Consider the following 16,512-nt stretch of genomic DNA (forward strand, 5'->3'; position numbering starts at 1 on the left):
GAGATCTAAAATTCCTCACTGTAAAAAAGTAAAGCCCGCTAACTGAGCGGGCTTTACCAGAATTTACTGATGAGAAATTATCTTATTATTTTTTAAGCATTTTTCTGGCTGCTTCAACGACAATTTTAACTGATACCGTCTCGGTATTTTTCAAGGTATCGTGGCTAGGAATCTCTTTCTGCGTACGGTTTACAATGACGCCGGCGACGCATCCGGCACGGAGACCTGAACTCGCACACATGGTCAACAGGGTCGCTGATTCCATCTCAAAGTTGAGCACTCCCATATCCTGCCACTCTTTCATCGAACCCTGGAAGCGGCGTACGACGCGACCACTAAAGGTATCGTAGCGCTCCTGGCCCGGATAGAAAGTATCACTTGATGCTGTTACACCCATGTGTACAGAAACGCCGGCTTCTACGGCCGCCTCTCTCATTGCTGTTGCAACATCAAAGTCGGCAACTGCAGGGAATTCCATCGGTGCAAAATGGAGGCTTGCACCATCAAGACGTACGGAACCTGTAGTAACAATAACGTCGCCCGGGTTAATGTTTGGCTGAATGGCTCCGGTTGTACCCACACGAAGGAAAGTGCGAACGCCACACTGGGCGAGTTCTTCCACCGCAATGGACGTCGAAGGGCCGCCAATACCTGTTGAGCAGACAACGACCTTTTGACCGTCAAGCTCCGCAAGATAAACGGTATACTCTCGGTGGCTTGCCAAAAACTGAGGATTTTCCATCTGGCTGGCTATTTTCTCAACCCGTGCAGGATCGCCAGGAATAATTGCAAGCTCTGCACCTTGCAGATCCGCTTTGCTGACGCCGAGATGGAAAACATTTGAATCAGACATGTAAGGCACTCCTTTTTGAGAGTTCAGGGTTCGTTGTATTACTTGGAGAGACAACGCAGGAAAATCATTTATGTGGTTAGAATAACGCATCACCCACCCATTAAAGTGACTATCATCACAGTTAATGAAATGACTCCGTTTCATATTACACATAGAAGTGACTCATATCACCATTGTATGAAATTCGTCCTCTACGTTGCACTGAAATTTAGTACAAAAAAACGCACCCAAAAGGTGCGTTTTCTCGGCAAGCTTGTGTTAATCGCGATACCGCAACAGACGAAGTGCATTAAGGGTGACCAGTGCCGTTGCCCCGCTATCCGCTAACACTGCAACCCAAAGGCCGGTAATACCTAACAGGCTGGTGACAAGGAAAACACCTTTCAGGCCCAAGGCCAATGTTACGTTTTGCCGGATATTTACTGTTGTAGCTCGGGCCAATTTGATCATACCTGGCAGTTCTTCAAGACGATTATGGGTAAGTGCTGCATCTGCGGTTTCCAACGCTACATCAGTCCCTCCGCCCATGGCGATCCCCATTGATGCCGTTCTCATCGCCGGTGCATCGTTGATGCCATCGCCAACCATAGCTACACGAGTATTCTGGTTGAGCAACTCTACAGCAGAGACTTTGTCTGCAGGCATCAGGCCAGCCCTGAAATCCATACCCAACTCTGAAGCAATTGCAGCCGCCGCCGTAGGATTGTCCCCAGTCAGCATAACGCTGTTAACCCCTATGGCACGTAACTTCCCAACAGTCCGGACGGCATCTTCCCGGAGGGTATCCTGCCAGGCTAGAATCCCGGCAGCTAAACCATCTACAACAACAACTGCCACTGTTTTTCCTTGTCCTTCAAGGAATTCAATTTGCTGTTGCTGTTGCCCGGTTAAGCTGTTTTCACCCATTCTCATCGCAGCAACAATGACAACTTTTTTGCCATCTGCCACACCTGACAAGCCAATCCCAGCTTGTGTCTCACGCTGTTCGGCAACAGGTACGAGAATTGCCCTTGTTTCAGCAGCCTCAAGTACTGCCTTTGCTAACGGGTGGTGAGAGCCGTGCTCTACGGATGCTGCCAGTTTCAGGAGTTCCTCTGCCGACTGCACCGGTCCCTCAGTTGACCACACCATGAAATCTGTCAGCTTCGGTTTACCTTCTGTCAGCGTACCGGTTTTATCGAACGCTATTACGTCTATATGGCTCAGTTGCTCCAACGCAGCACCGCCTTTAATGAGTGCGCCACGACGAGCTGCAGTAGCCAGGCCTGAGGTAATGGATGCTGGTACGGAGATGACCAAAGCACACGGGCAGGCAATAAGAAGCATCGCCAGACCACGGTACAGCCATACATCCCACGGCTGGGCAAACAACAGAGGAGGCGTAATAACAACCATAATTGCAACAACCATCATCGCGGGGGTGTACCAGCGGCTGAAGCGGTCTATAAATCGTTCAAAAGGAGCCTTTTTCTCATCGGCTTGCTCAATAAGGTGAAGGATGCGGTCAATGGCATTCTCCCCAGACCTGGATGTAATCTTCAACTGTACAACCGAATCCACAGCCAGCGAACCGGCCATGACTTTTCCCCCCAACGGGAATGCAACAGGAATAGACTCTCCTGTCATTGCACTTTGGTCAAAGTTGGCTTCGCCACTGGTTATTTCACCATCAGCAGGGAGTCTTTGACCTGGGGACACTTCAATAATGTCTCCTTGCTGAAGTGCCGATACATCGACAGTCTCGCGGACTCCGTTGACAATACGTACGGCCTTTTCCGGCACTAACGCCATCAGGGCTTCTACACCTGCTCTTGCCCTTGATGCGGCATACGCTTCAAGCCGTTCTCCGATAAGGAACAGTACCATTACCATCGCGGCTTCAATGTACTCCCCCAGATAGAGTGCGCCAAAAGCAGCAACCGTCATGAGCGTCTCAATACCAAAATAGGTACCTGAGCGAACCAAACGTATCGCTTTCAGTGCGACAGGTGCCAGTCCCAGCACCGCCGACATGGCAAAAGCCAGTTGCCCCAGCCCTTGGTCGAACTGCCTTATCACGCCCCCAAGAACCATCAGCGCAACCAGTGCCGCCAGCAGGCCATCTTTTTGCCAAAAAGAGACCTTAGAGCCCGGTGAACCAGATACAGCCGTTGAGACAAGATCAAAACCGGCCTTTTTGGCCGCGGCTAAAATTTGGGGTTCAACTTTATCTTTGGGCTTATCGATTTCGACGAACAGTTTTTCTGTTGCAAACGCAACGCGAGCGGACGACACACCTTCTACAGTGATGATTGCCTTTTCAAGTTTGGCTGCACAACTCGGGCAGTCCATACCACCCACTTTCCATTGTAAAGCAGCTGCAGCACCAGTTATTTCTTCTTCGGGTGTTACAACGCTGGAACAGCATGAACCTTGGTTGCATCCGGAGTCAGTAAGGAGATGCGAAGGTTTAGACGCCCCAGTAGAGCAACACCCGTCTCGCGCCGGGTCGTCAGCCTCTTCTGAAAGTCCGTCGTCTGAACCATCAACAGGTACCGGTGCGACAGATGTAACCGATAATTTTCGGGTGATTTTGGGTTTCACGGCAGCGTTGACTGCGCGGTGAGAGGGATTTTGGCAATGCTCAGAACCACAGTGGTGGCAGGCATGATGAAGGTGTTGGTGCATAAGCTGACTCCTTTGGTTTATTTACGTAAAGTATAAACCTTGGAGTCAGCTCCAGAGTCAAGCTGACCTGTGAGAAAAATGAAATTTAGCGGGCACTTAACCTTGCAAGAACAATGTCCTGTGCCAGTTCATCTCCCCACTGTGCATAGTCAAGACCCTGATCAAAGATAAATTCGGTCACCAATTGACGGACCGTTTCCCTCAACTCAACGGCTTGCCATGGCTTTTCAAAATAGTTCTCTATTCTGGCACGGTTGATAGCGAAGATAGTGTCCTGATGAGTTGCCTGCCCGGTTAACAGGACTTTCTTGGTATTCTTAAAACGCGAGTCCACAGAAAGCTCCGTCAGGAACTCAACGCCACTTTTTCCCGGCATTACATGGTCTGAAACCACAACAGCAATGAACTCACCGTCTGCATCCAGTTCATCCATCAGATCCAGCGCTTCATCAGCCGACTCACAATCTTCGACATTTAGCCACTGCGTTAAAGGTGCCAGATCCTTGAGAACCGCACTCAACACTTCGCGCTGATCATCAACGCAGATTACGTTAAGCTTTTCCATACTCTTCCTCTATGGGTAACCTGATCCTGAATGTTGTTTTCTGCTCGTCACTCTTAACTGCGATTGACCCGTTATATTGTTGAACCAACCTCTGAACAATCGACAGCCCCAACCCCAACCCAAATGAAAGACCACCTTTTTTAGTGGTGAAGTTCGGCTGGAATATCTGCCGCCGTGTCGCTTCATCTATCTGCGGCCCGTTGTTAGTGATAGTGACCACCAGCCTGCCCCTCGCTTCCTTGGTCACCACTTCAATATGCGGGCTTTCTACATCTGACATCGCCTCAGCTGCGTTTTTAATGATATTGACCCAGACCTGTACCAACTCACTGCTGCTGGCGCGAATTGTGGGCAAATTTGAAGCAGGACGGATCACTACACTGATATGACGCAGTTCCCGCTGCAGCAGCGACAGGGATTTATTTATGGTGTCATTAACCGATACATCTTCCGAGCGCTCATGATCTGCACCAGCCAATTGCTTTACCGACCGCACAATAGCAACAGCATGGCGCGCTGCAAGCCGAAGGTCATGCAAATCACGACCGAGATCCCAGCAGTGAATCGCATCATCCAGGTTATCCAGCCAGTATTCTGGTACCTCACCTTCTGGGACTGCCCTTGCAAGCTGGCGCGCCTGCTCTTTGCTGAGGTGGTGTTTCTTTTCCAGATCCCGGCTGCGCTGACGCACTGCCAGTGAAGAAATTGATTGCCCTGACATCAGGCCTTGATCAAAAAACACCGTTGCTGATTCGTCTTGTTTCGTCAGCAGTTCAGCAAATGCATCCTTGAGTGTTTCAGTTTTGCTGCTCAATACCCCTACTGCATTGTTAAGCTCATGGGCAATACCGGCAGCAAGCTGGCCAAGGGTTGTCATTTCTTCTGCCAGGTAGAGCTTTTTGAGTGCCCGCTCCCTCGTCTGCGCAGCCGAAGAAGTCCGCTGCTGCCGCTTTGCCAGTTCATCAATAATGATTGGCATAAATTGCGCGGCTATTGAGCCATACACCAACTCGTCTTCTGCGCGGGTATTAATATCAATCCACGCAAGTTCACAATCTGTTTCTGCCACTACCGTGGTCGACGCAGTCAGCGTCCGGGCAAAGAAGCTGTGTACACCAAAGAAATTGCCGGGTTCGAGTTGAAAAACCTCGCTGGCCTCTTCCTCATCTTCCTGCTCATGGTAACCGGCAATCAGGCCTGATCTCAGGTAGTAAAGGCGGTCGTTAAAACCATCCTGCCTGAGAATTTCCGTCCCTTTGGGGACGGAAACCTGACGGTCCGGGTCATTGAAATAAACGCTGACAACCCGGGTAAGAGCAACATCTCGTTGGGGGACGGGCACACTCATTACAAAAAGTCCGTTACGTGCAACAACGCCGTCAAGACGAAACTTAGCAAGACCCCAACCACACCGAGGATCACACCAACCTTCGCCATCTGGTTACTGGAAACATGACCGGATGCGTGCGCCAGGGCATTTGGCGGGGTACTGATTGGCAGGGACATGCCCAATGAAGCCGCGAAGGTCACAACCAGAATCAGTGTCACTTCTCCACCAAGCGGTACCAACGACACCATGGATGTTCCCAACGCTGCCATGATAGGCATCAGCAGGTTCGCGGTGGCGGTATGTGACATAAAGTTGGCCATCAGCAGGCACAACATTGCTGCGCCTACCAACACAACGTACGGTGAGTATTCTTCAAATGGGATGCTATGGACGACAAGGCCGGCCAAACCGGTTTTATCCAATGCAAGACCCAGGGCAAAACCGCCGGATACCAGCCAGAGAACATCCCAGGAAATCTTCTTGAGATCCTCTTTGTTGATGATGCCGGTCATAGAGAACACCGCGACAGGTATCAGGGCAACGGTATAAGAGTTCATGCCATGGGCAGAGCCCATTAGCCACAACAGAATGGTGACCGCAAAGGTCACATATACGGTAATCGCTTTGGGTGTTTTCAGGAAACGGCCCCGAATATCCAGCTTGACCTGATCTTCTTTCGCCGGGAACAGGAAACAGAGTAAGAACCAAGCAAGCGCAAGCATCAGCACCACAAACGGAACACCAAACGCCATCCACTCACCAAAGGAAATAAAGTTCTCCCCTGTCAGGTAACGCAATGCAATGGCATTTGGCGGTGTACCGATTGGGGTACCAATCCCGCCGATATTTGCTGCAACCGGGATACAGAGGGCGAGCGCCGCCTTACCTGGGTCATCTGGTTTAAACACAGCAAGAATTGGGGTAAGAATAGCCAGCATCATCGCCGTGGTTGCCGTGTTTGACATAAACATGGAGAAAATGGCCGTAATCAGCATTAACCCCAACATAACCATCTTGGGATCATTACCGAAAGGTTTTAAAAGCACTCGGGCCAAGTTCACATCGAGACGGTATTTTGTCGCAGCCATCGCCAGGAAAAAACCACCTAAAAACAGCATGATAATTGGACTCGCCATGGTTGCCATGATGTCTTTGTAGTTCAGAAGATCACCAAACTGCGGCTGACCTGCCTCACCACGGAAGAAAATCAAACCCTTGTCGGACAGGAATAGCAGCTCAAGCACGATGACCACAACAGAGGTTGCATAGATGGGAATAGGCTCAAGCACCCAGCACAATGCAGCAAGAATAAACACAGCAATCACCCGCTGCTGCATCACAGTCAGTGTTTCAAAAGGAAATGCCGATGCAGGAAGCATCAAAATCAACAGAGGAATAACAATAGGTAAGATATACCTCAACAACTGGCCTTTCATCCTACTAGTCCCTTAATCAGAAAAATGAATAACTTTTCCTAACCCCTCTATGGTGGGTTCAAATATCTTCCACACGCACGACGGCTCCCTTTTGCTCAGGTTGCGTTCGTTCGGAAAGGGATCAGGGAAAGTTATTGGCTGGTCAAAAAGCCATGTATTTCAGCCGATTGTGGGTTGTTGGAGGATTACGAAACCCGAAGCAGATCAATAAATGTCACGACAGAACAGAGGTAATAAAGGAAATGTGATCATCCGTCACACTTTTTTGAGAATTGGGTAAAACCAAACCACAAAAACGAACAAAAAAGCAGCGCGAGGCGCTGCTTTTTCCATTTTTGGGCATTTGGTTTTATTTATACCGGATGGGCGAAACATTCACCGATTTGTGCACTAATTGCGCGCAGCAGGTTTCTGCGTGAAATGATCCCTACCAACCGCCCGTTTTCACAAACTGGGTAAAGTTTCGGTTTGTTCGGTGCCATCTTTTCTGCCATAGAAATGATGGAATCCTCTGGAGACACGGACAATACGTCACGATACATGATATCTCCAACCGTGTGGGTGTCCTGACAGTTATAACCAACTTTCAGCAGGATATGCAGCATATCCTGTTCGGATATGAACCCGACAAGTTTGCGGTTTTCATCGATGACAGGGCCACCGGTATGATCACTTTTAATCAACTTGTCCAGTGCTTCAGAAAGCGACATGTTAGGAGAAAAAGTGACCGGTCTTTTGTTCATATGGTCACGTACTTTTAAAGATTCCATTCGCGCCCCCCGGCTATTTCAGAATACTGCTTTCACTATTAGTGTCGCTCATCCTGAGTAAATTACTAAATCGGAAACACAGATTTTACCGATATATGACACCTATCAATAAAACTGAAACAATTCTTTACCACATTCCCTCTATGCAAACAAAGCGAGGAACAATGTAGTAAGAGGAAGTCTTTCACCATTCTCAAGCACCAAATCCGCTCCGTCTACCTTAGCTTGTATAACAGCGTTCTGGTCTCTTTCCTGCACCAGCCCCATACTTTGTAGCTGCTCGTAGCCAGTCGGCGTAAAGAACGCTACTGCGGTGGCCTGGGGCATTTCGATATTAATAGCACCGGTTAAACCATTAAATAAGGCAAAAATGTTTTCACTGACATTTTCCGTCCCCTCAGCAACATTAAATGAAATGTCAGCTTTCGCAGCGCCCTCTTCCAATACACCGCTTTGGTTAAACACAATGTCCATACCCGACTCAACCAAGCGATTTAGCGCATTCTGTACTTTCAACACTTCGGATTCAGACGGTGCTTCGTCAAGCGTTTCGCTCATGGCGGCAAGTTCAGACAACGCGGCAGCATTAAGGTTTTTGAATTGCAGCAACGCTTTGTAGTTTTTCAGGATATCCCCAGCACCATCAACAGACACTTTGTTGAGAGTAAAGGTTGTATCGCTGTTTAAAAATTCGGGGCTATTCTCGCTTTCGCTTTGCTCAGCAAGGGATACAAGCCGGTTACTTGCAACCAATGCCGGGCGGTCCAAGGTAACGGATTCACCTTCAGATGAGGTAATTTTAATCGCACCGGCTTTACCGGACTGTTCGCCAATCCAAAAGTTTCCTTCCATCTTGCCATTTGCCTTGCCAGAAAGGCGTTCAACTTTCAGCGTGCCTCCTGCTGGTTCAGTCACCGCAATGGAAGGCATCCGGTAAGTCAAGGCAGCCACACCGTCACGGTTGACCACACCTTCCACTACCAGTGAAGAGGTCACAATATCCGCGTTTTCGAGTTCGGCGCTGATCGCTGCCATATTCATCGTGAAACTGGTTCTGCCAGATACGGTGGTTTCACTGTTGATGGAAGCGGGTGTATCCGAAGGTTTCCAGATGGCTTTTTTAGTTTTCTCACCGACCGGTTTAATGGTGGTACTCGTGCTGATGCTGAACAATCCATGGCTGATACGGCTGTCCATCACATACTCAACAGGAATATTCATTTGTTTCAGCAACTCGCCGGGCTCACCAGTGATAAGGAGACGGTTCTCTGCTTGGGAAGAAAGATAACCACGCTGATACGTGCTTTCCTCAATTTTCACATAAGGGCTGGTTTTCAGCTCTGCCAAAGCGTTATCAAAGGCATTCTGGCCAAATTGCCCACTGGCCATCGGCCAGAAAACTGCCATAGACACTGCTCCGGCAATCGCCGCTTTCTTTCCAAATAACATGGACACTCCGTCTGATTAACCTTTCTGCGGCTACTATATCAAACTCATCTGAAAGAGAGAGACTTATCTCTCAATAACTTGGGGCAATCCCCCTGTTCTCTTTGCCAATATCAGCTTTGCTGCCAGTGTCTCAAACCCTTACCGAAGAAAGGGTTAAGCTTTTAAAGCGTAGTGATCTTTCCAAGTTCGTTCTATCGGGCACCATATGGAGTGCCTACAACATGAAGGAACTGGTGTGGCGTGCTCCTACATAAGATTCCAGCAATGCAGTGAGAAGTAAAATTGGCCCCACACTTTCGGGTTGAACCTGGAATTGAGAGAAAAACACGCCCTAAATAAACGGCATTCAGGAAACTGTATGAATAGATTTGTCATCTTCTGCCTTGATGACGATTCAATGGTCGTCGAGAAACTTCACCGGGAACTGGCACATTTTACCGCTTGTTTCGATGTTATTACGGCTGAATCCGTTGAAGAAGCCAGGGAACACCTTGATTACCTCAACAACAATAACCAGCGTATAGGGCTCCTCATTTGCGACAATGAACTCGGGACGCAAAGAGGCATTGAGCTTCTTCTGGAAATTGACGACCACCCCTCAGGCCAAAAAGCCAAAACGATGTTGCTCAGTGATCTGCCTCAACTGGATATACTGATGCAGGCCGTCAATGAAGGGAGACTCAATTATTTCCTGACCAAACCTTGGAACCGTGACGAGCTCAATCGGGCCATTATTAAAGAACTAACCGATTACATTCTTGAAAATTGCGATGATAACCTTCTGCCATATTGCCAGGTTCTGGACTCCCAGCGTCTTCTCAGTGCCCATATCGACAGGCAACTTATGCGCTACCGTATGGGAATCATCGACCTAAACCCACAAATAGACGATGTCCAGTTAGCAGACAATATCATCTCCCTGCTCCATGAGTACTTCAACAACCAGGATGAAACCAACGCCTGCCGGACATACAGTGCCAATCACATACTCACACACGAGGGCCAACCCAACAGCTTTCTCTGGTTTATAGCAGAAGGTGAAGTTTCACTGAAAAAAAAGGACGAAGACGGCAACACCCACACAGTTGACACTCTCAAGGCAGGGAGCCTGATAGGATCGATGTCATTTGTGACAGGGAACCTCTCTTTCTCCACCGGTGTTACTCTGACAAAAACACGGGTAATAAAGCTGGATAAGAACCTGTTTAACAAGGTAATGCAGGACAGGGTCGAATTCCTTCCGCTGTTCACTCAGTTTTTATTCAGACAATTTAACCGCCGTCTCCGCGGGAGCATTTCTACAGAAATCCGGCTGCAGAAAGTACTTAACTCACTAGAACTTGCTTATAAGCAACTGATAGAAAAAGAGAAAATGGCCATGCTCGGTCAATTGGTTGCAGGCGTTGCCCATGAGCTTAATAACCCTGTATCTGCGATTCTGCGCAACAGCGACATCCTTAAAGAAACTATTTCCCACTGCACCCGATCATCCACAGACGAAACGTTACATGCGCTTGCGCTCGATACCATGAAAACAGCCATGGATGCCAAGCCGATGTCTACGGCTGATGCCCGGCGCTTAGCAAGGGAACTCGAAGAGCAAATCGGAGACAGACAGCAGGCTCGTAAACTGGTCAGTATGGGGTTTACACAGTCAGATGAATTGACCTGGCTGCCATCATCCCAAACCGCAAGAGAAGCACAAATAAGCACGCTGGAACAATACCACCAGACCGGCGTCTCCCTTCGTTCAGTCAATGTATGTGCACAGCGCATCGCAGGCCTGGTTCGGAGCCTAAAAGGGTATGCCCGGCCTGATGACGAAAGCTGGCGTACAACCGACATCCTGGAAGGAATCGAAGATACACTGGTGATATTTGAAAACAGGCTCAAACACCATACGTTGGAGCGCCACTATAATGAAGTCCCGGAGATACTGTGCCAGCCAGTCGCACTTCAGCAAATTTGGACTAACCTCATTGCCAACGCTTTGGATGCCATATCCACGCCAGGAAAAATTGCCATTTACGTTACTACAACTGCACTTGGCGCATCCCCTGCCGTACAAGTTGTAGTTGAAGACAACGGTTCTGGTATCCCGGATGAACTGAAAGAAAAAATTTTTACGCTTAACTACACCACAAAAAAAGAGGGCCATTTTGGGCTAGGAATCGGGCTCACCGTTTGTCAGCAAATTGTCCATCAGCACAGCGGTAAAATAGATGTGGAATCAGAACCCGGACGTTTCACCAAAATGCGCGTCATTTTACCAGTCACTCCCCCTGTCATAACGGAGAGAAAATGAATAAATACATGATTTTGTGCGTAGACGATGAACGGGATGTACTCGATGCGGTATTACATGACCTGTCCCCTCTGGCCAATGAGTTCCATCTGGAAGCTTGTGAATCAGTCAATGAAGCCAGAGAACTGTTGGCAGAATCAACCGCTGACGGTGTAAAACTGGCACTTATCCTTTGTGACCATATGATGCCTGGTGAACGAGGGGTTGATTTCCTTATCGAGCTGGAACAGCAGGACTTCACCCAACGGGCACGTAAGGTATTACTGACAGGACAGGCTGGTTTGGAAGAAACCGTAGAGGCCGTTAACAATGCCAGCCTGGATTACTATATTGCCAAACCTTGGAACGCAGTTGAGCTCCGGCAAATTGTCATTGACCAACTGACGACTTACGTCATTGAGTCAGAATCCAACTTGTTGCCCTGGGTACAAATTCTGGATGCAGACCGGTTAATGAATGCGATTTCTGAAAGACGGTTGGATTTTTCGGACAACTGACAGGTTCAGCATCTATGGCGATGTGAGTTTTCGCATAAAAAACCAGATTAATTGAGCCAATTTGCTTGTAATCGCACCATCAACAGGTAACGCTGGTTGTCTACTTAGAGTGACCACGATTACAATGGCGTAATTAATTTTATTTTTATATTCAAAGATGGAAGGACGAATGCGAAATTCACTTACTATCGGAGCGCTGTTGCTTGCTACGTTCAGTACCGGAGCCGCTGCTCAAGAAATGACAACGATGAGCAACTTCAGCTACGACTACTTCGAAGCCCGCATGGGTGTTGGTCCACTGACCTATGGCGCAGCCGGTAGCATGTCTATTCATCCAAATGCCCACATTCTGGTTGAAGCTGATACTGAATTTGAAGGCGATTTTGATACGTCAGCCGGTATCGGTTTTCACGCCCCTGTAAACAATTGGGCAGACGTCACCGGTGAACTGTTGCTCCGCAACGTGAAAAAGGATCATCACTCTTCTGATTTCGGTGTTGAAGTTAACCTGGGCGTTCGCCAGTGGCTTGCACCGCAGTTTGAAGTAGGTGCACAGGTGGGCAACTTCAACCTTAACGACAATGACGAATTCTTCGGCTCAGTTTACGGCCGTTTCCATGCCACAGAACTCTTTTCTATCGGCGCGCAGGCCCGTTTTAACGAGTGGTATGGTGATCAGGTTATGTTGAGCGCACGCTTTAAGTTCTAACCGTTTAAAGTTGTCCGAAAAATGCCGCAAATATGCGGCATTTTTTATGGTTGGACCAAAATTGTTATTCGTTAGCAGCGTACTTTCGAAACACTCCAAGGTACAACACTGCAGCCACCATCCAACTGATCCCCAGTGTCCAATAGCCATGGCTGAGGAAATGCGCCCCCCTCAGTTGCTGGTCAATGTCAAAGGTTAACCCAACAACAAGTGCGGCAGCGAAGCCTACATAGCGCAGACGTGGCCTGTACATTTTGGCAAGGAAAAACAGGCAAACCCATCCATACCCACCAGAAGCATGCCCACCGGGAAAACACCTGCCCTGTTTAACACCTTCAGGCAATTCGCTGAACGTTGGTACAAATGGCTGGCTGCCACCGTATCTTGTTAAGTCCCACGGACAATTTACATGGGTCAGCGATTTCAACAACCCTACAATCAGCGTCGACATTGCAAAGCAAAGGACAATATACAAAAGGCCATGGCGGTATGGTTTTAATACCGGCAACTTCCACGACAACCCAGCCAGGACTAGTGCGATAACGCCAATAACTACCACTAAATCATGGCCCACACCGTGCAGTATATTCTTAGTAATGAATGCATCACGAAGCGGCCATCCTTGCCCTTTGATTCCCCCCTCCAGATGAAACAGAAAATCTGCCAATTTTAAATCCAGCCCTGTGTGTTCAATAATCCATGCAAAAAGAAGAAACAATAAAACTGGCGCAATAAGATATTTGAACCAAAGCACCCGGTTTGGATAAGGCATAGAGTTACCTGTCAGTTGATGTCCCCTAACTGAACACCGGGGCAGTACACGCCTCGGCAAGCATTCTGGAAGGTTTTTGGGGAGGAGATATTAAAGGCGGACAGTATAACCGACGGTGGTAATATTCACAGGGGTAATCAACTCGAAGCCTGTGTTGGGGGAGAGATGAATGCATTAAAAAAGCGCCTTTCGGCGCTTTTTATCAGGTAACTGGCTTAAACTGCTTTAAGAAGTTCCTGCTTATCCTTTTCGTCAAGCAATGTCCAGTGACACCCCTTCTGGGCGCCCGCAAACATCCAAAGCAGCTTAATATCAACTTCGTAACCGTGTGACGCCTGCACCTTTCGGTAAACTTCTTCCGGCTTCAATGCATAGAACGCATCCACATCACTGATGCCTGATTTTTTTAACATCCTCTCAATGGTCAGTCTAAGGTTTGGCAGGTCTCGTAAACGCAAATTGGATTTGGCGCTGATTTCCGCTTTGGCCGTGCGGGCAATATTAATTGACGAGTCGATAAGCCCTTTAAGGCTTTCATGCGAGTCATTGAAAAGTTCTGTAATATCAAAGTAGTTAATGACTGCCGATGTACTCTTTTTAACATGCACAAACTTTTTACAAGATAACTTTTTAAGCTTATCTGTCAATTTGTCGCCGCCACGAATGTAAATACGGTCTTCTTTGTAGAGCGCGAACATTGCGCCATCAATAAAGTAACCAGTACCACCAAACATAGAACGTTTTTCTGTATCGCAAAAAGTCTCTACAAAACAACAAAAACCAGTTTCAACAGTGAACATAGCGCCTCCATTTGCTTCCTTGAGCCAGGCACAACACTAAAAACACCCTGACCACCTATTTCACTTCGCGAATTAATATTGACGCATTGCCGTATTAAAAACTATGCACCGGGTCACTAAGTGTTTAATTTAATATGGCAAATGTGATTTCGATCGCGTCCAATGTCGCAAAATAGACTGATTTCCTAGTCATTTTTTTGACTGAGGAACGACATATTTAACCGAGAGAATTAATCCCATAGCCGATAAGCGTGTAATCCAATAGATGATCATGTAGAAATGTGCGTCAGATTCCGTTCCGGCCCACCACAGTTGGAGTAAAATTCTGTAACACGTATATTTACTTATAATTCTTGCCCTTAGGCAGCATCCGGAAACCATATAAGGCACTTAAGTCCGATGGAGTCATCGCACCTTTCCCTGTACTGGGTCAACCAGAGCAATTCAAAAATAATCAGTCAAATTGAAGATGAGTTTTGTGGCCGTCTAATTCAGGCGATGCGCCAGAACTCGCTGAAGTTGCCTCCAATCCCAGATGTCGTTATTCGTCTTCAACAACTCTGTCTGCACCCGGATACCACTGTGCGGCACGTTGCTACATGTTTGCTTGATGACGCCGCCCTGACCGCAAATGTTATCAGAGCAGCAAACAGTGCCATGTTCAGCCCACGAACAAACATCGAGTGCAACGACATCAATATGGCCGTTTCCCGTTTGGGTATGAACCGTATCCATGCCATTGCAATGGCATATGCCGTTGATAAATTGAAAAAGAGTGCCTCCTTTAGCAAAGCTTGCAATGATTTACTCAAACGAAGTGCCGTTCACGCCCGAGAATTTGCCGCAACCATGGCATTAGTCAGCCAGACCGTGAATAAACATAGCAGCGAACCTACGGGCTTGGAAATGGAGAAAGCTCTCCTGGTCGGGTTGCTGGCCGATATAGGTTTATACAGCCTTGTAGACCAGTTTCAGCAGTACACCGACGAAGGGAATTACCTGGATTTGGAAATTGCAGGGGTCATCTTCAAAGACCTTTGTAAGGATGCCAGCCGGATAGTCCTTCGCTATTTTGAGTTTGATGAAGATTATGTCGAAGTAGCAACAAACGCTTCGGCGAATGAGGATCTCTCACACCCGTCCTATCTTGATGTTGCCCGCATGGCCAACCATCTGCTGATGTTCCGTAAAAATGATGAAGCTATTCACGACCATGACGTGGAACTCAACCTAGCTGGTGCAGAAGCACTCTACGAACTCTCTAACCTTAATGATGATGAATTCAACCAGCGGTTGACAGTCATTGTACAGAATTGTGGATTTTAACAGTTACAAAAAGCCAAGAATCACACCTGTAAAAACAATAAATTAGCCACACTTCCCTGGGAGGATTGACCCACACTCGATCCTCCTGATAAATTCGTGCATCTCATTATTTTATTAACTCATTTTAATTATGCTAAGCGGGATGCTTTTTGTATTCCTGCCTCTTTTGGCAGGATATCTTGTAAAAATTCAACGTTCAGAATGGATTGAGCGAATCAACAAAGCTACCAGCAATCTGGTACTGGTGATCTTGGGCCTGATGGGCTTGGGGCTTTCCAATCTCGACAATATTGGCCAGAACCTCGGTCAAATTGTTGTCATTACCGCAACTTTCTTTGTTTGCATCGGTGGTGCGAATATTTTAGCCCTGCCGATACTTGACCGAATCTGGCCTACGCCGTCTGAAGACCATCAAACCAAAGTGCCACTTACCAAAATGATGGGAGAATCTGCAAAACTGATTTTAGTGGTTGCACTGGGCCTTGTGGTGGGTTTATTTGTTCCGCTGGAATCGGCAATGATAGATAAAGCCAGCGAAGCCATATTGGTTGTGCTGTTACTGCTGATCGGTGCCCAACTCCGAAACAGCGGTATTTCACTTAAACAGATCCTTCTTAACCCCAAGGGTATCTCGCTCGCACTGGTCATTGTTGGGACATCTTTACCAGGCGGATTGCTGGCTGCATGGCTATTGGACCTTCCGTTCAGCCATGGCTTGGCAATGGCATCCGGTTTTGGCTGGTATTCGTTAACCGGCATTCTTATTTCTGAAGGCCTGGGGCCTGTAATGGGGGGAGCCGCATTTCTTAACGAACTTTTGCGGGAGCTGGCGTCCCTGATTATTATCCCACTGCTTATCGGGCGTTATCCTCTCACCTCTATAGGCTACGCTGGCGCAACGGCAATGGACTTCACACTGCCAATCATTCAAAGTACAGGCGGTATCCGCTGCGTACCTGTCGCGATTGTCAGTGGCTTCATTCTCAGCCTGCTTGTCCCAGTACTGATTCTTTTCTTTATCTCACTTTAACTA

General features: G+C 47.9%; 14 protein-coding genes. 5 read left to right on the plus strand and 9 right to left on the minus strand.

Features of this window, described 5'->3' with window-relative positions; all coding sequences use genetic code 11:
* Nucleotides 1–85: 85 nt before the first annotated feature.
* The 7 genes from udp to NF212_RS10595 all read right to left on the minus strand — a co-directional run bounded on the left by udp (nt 86) and on the right by NF212_RS10595 (nt 9,070).
* Nucleotides 86–853: a uridine phosphorylase gene (udp, locus tag NF212_RS10565; RefSeq protein WP_434355370.1), complete on the minus strand. Its 768-nt coding sequence runs from the start codon at nt 851–853 to the stop codon at nt 86–88.
* Between the two features lie 258 nt (nt 854–1,111).
* On the minus strand, nt 1,112–3,520 hold the full coding sequence (locus NF212_RS10570) for a zinc/cadmium/mercury/lead-transporting ATPase (protein ID WP_434355372.1): 2,409 nt from the start codon (nt 3,518–3,520) through the stop codon (nt 1,112–1,114).
* An 85-nt stretch (nt 3,521–3,605) separates the two neighbouring features.
* On the minus strand, nt 3,606–4,085 hold the full coding sequence (locus NF212_RS10575) for a response regulator (protein WP_434355374.1): 480 nt from the start codon (nt 4,083–4,085) through the stop codon (nt 3,606–3,608).
* Entirely contained in the window at nt 4,072–5,433 is a 1,362-nt protein-coding gene (locus NF212_RS10580) for an ATP-binding protein (RefSeq protein ID WP_434355376.1), read from the minus strand. The genes NF212_RS10575 and NF212_RS10580 overlap by 14 nt, the downstream gene beginning before the upstream one ends.
* Nucleotides 5,433–6,851, minus strand: a complete 1,419-nt coding sequence (locus tag NF212_RS10585; RefSeq protein ID WP_434355378.1) for an SLC13 family permease — start codon at nt 6,849–6,851, stop codon at nt 5,433–5,435. The genes NF212_RS10580 and NF212_RS10585 overlap by 1 nt, the downstream gene beginning before the upstream one ends.
* Before the next feature lie 353 nt (nt 6,852–7,204).
* Nucleotides 7,205–7,621: a CBS domain-containing protein gene (locus NF212_RS10590; RefSeq protein WP_434355380.1), complete on the minus strand. Its 417-nt coding sequence runs from the start codon at nt 7,619–7,621 to the stop codon at nt 7,205–7,207.
* 141 nt (nt 7,622–7,762) lie between these two features.
* Entirely contained in the window at nt 7,763–9,070 is a 1,308-nt protein-coding gene (locus NF212_RS10595) for a DUF945 family protein (RefSeq protein ID WP_434355382.1), read from the minus strand.
* Between the two features lie 358 nt (nt 9,071–9,428).
* On the opposite strand from NF212_RS10595, the gene NF212_RS10600 reads away from it, so the two are divergent.
* From NF212_RS10600 to NF212_RS10610, 3 genes are all read left to right on the plus strand, one after another.
* Nucleotides 9,429–11,375: an ATP-binding protein gene (locus NF212_RS10600; protein WP_434355384.1), complete on the plus strand. Its 1,947-nt coding sequence runs from the start codon at nt 9,429–9,431 to the stop codon at nt 11,373–11,375.
* Nucleotides 11,372–11,872 (plus strand): response regulator, encoded by a 501-nt coding sequence (locus NF212_RS10605; RefSeq protein ID WP_434355386.1) that lies wholly within the window; start codon nt 11,372–11,374, stop codon nt 11,870–11,872. Before NF212_RS10600 ends, NF212_RS10605 begins: the two co-directional genes overlap by 4 nt.
* A 169-nt stretch (nt 11,873–12,041) precedes the next feature.
* Nucleotides 12,042–12,581 (plus strand): hypothetical protein, encoded by a 540-nt coding sequence (locus NF212_RS10610; RefSeq protein ID WP_434355388.1) that lies wholly within the window; start codon nt 12,042–12,044, stop codon nt 12,579–12,581.
* Between the two features lie 64 nt (nt 12,582–12,645).
* Here the strand turns inward: NF212_RS10610 and NF212_RS10615 are convergent, their stop codons facing one another.
* Both NF212_RS10615 and NF212_RS10620 read right to left on the minus strand, forming a co-directional pair.
* Nucleotides 12,646–13,353 carry a phosphatase PAP2 family protein gene (locus NF212_RS10615; protein ID WP_434355390.1) on the minus strand — a complete coding sequence of 236 codons (708 nt, stop codon included), beginning with the start codon at nt 13,351–13,353 and terminating at the stop codon, nt 12,646–12,648.
* A 215-nt stretch (nt 13,354–13,568) separates the two neighbouring features.
* Nucleotides 13,569–14,153 carry a TfoX/Sxy family DNA transformation protein gene (locus NF212_RS10620; protein ID WP_434355392.1) on the minus strand — a complete coding sequence of 195 codons (585 nt, stop codon included), beginning with the start codon at nt 14,151–14,153 and terminating at the stop codon, nt 13,569–13,571.
* A gap of 399 nt (nt 14,154–14,552) precedes the next feature.
* On the opposite strand from NF212_RS10620, the gene NF212_RS10625 reads away from it, so the two are divergent.
* Both NF212_RS10625 and NF212_RS10630 read left to right on the plus strand, forming a co-directional pair.
* Nucleotides 14,553–15,479 carry an HDOD domain-containing protein gene (locus tag NF212_RS10625; RefSeq protein ID WP_434355394.1) on the plus strand — a complete coding sequence of 309 codons (927 nt, stop codon included), beginning with the start codon at nt 14,553–14,555 and terminating at the stop codon, nt 15,477–15,479.
* Between the two features lie 130 nt (nt 15,480–15,609).
* Nucleotides 15,610–16,509, plus strand: coding sequence for a lysine exporter LysO family protein (locus NF212_RS10630; protein ID WP_434355396.1), 900 nt, complete (start codon nt 15,610–15,612; stop codon nt 16,507–16,509).
* Nucleotides 16,510–16,512 lie beyond the last annotated feature (3 nt).

It is taken from the genome of Parasalinivibrio latis, assembly GCF_036825535.1.
GTDB classification, from domain to species: Bacteria; Pseudomonadota; Gammaproteobacteria; order Enterobacterales; family Vibrionaceae; genus Parasalinivibrio; species Parasalinivibrio latis.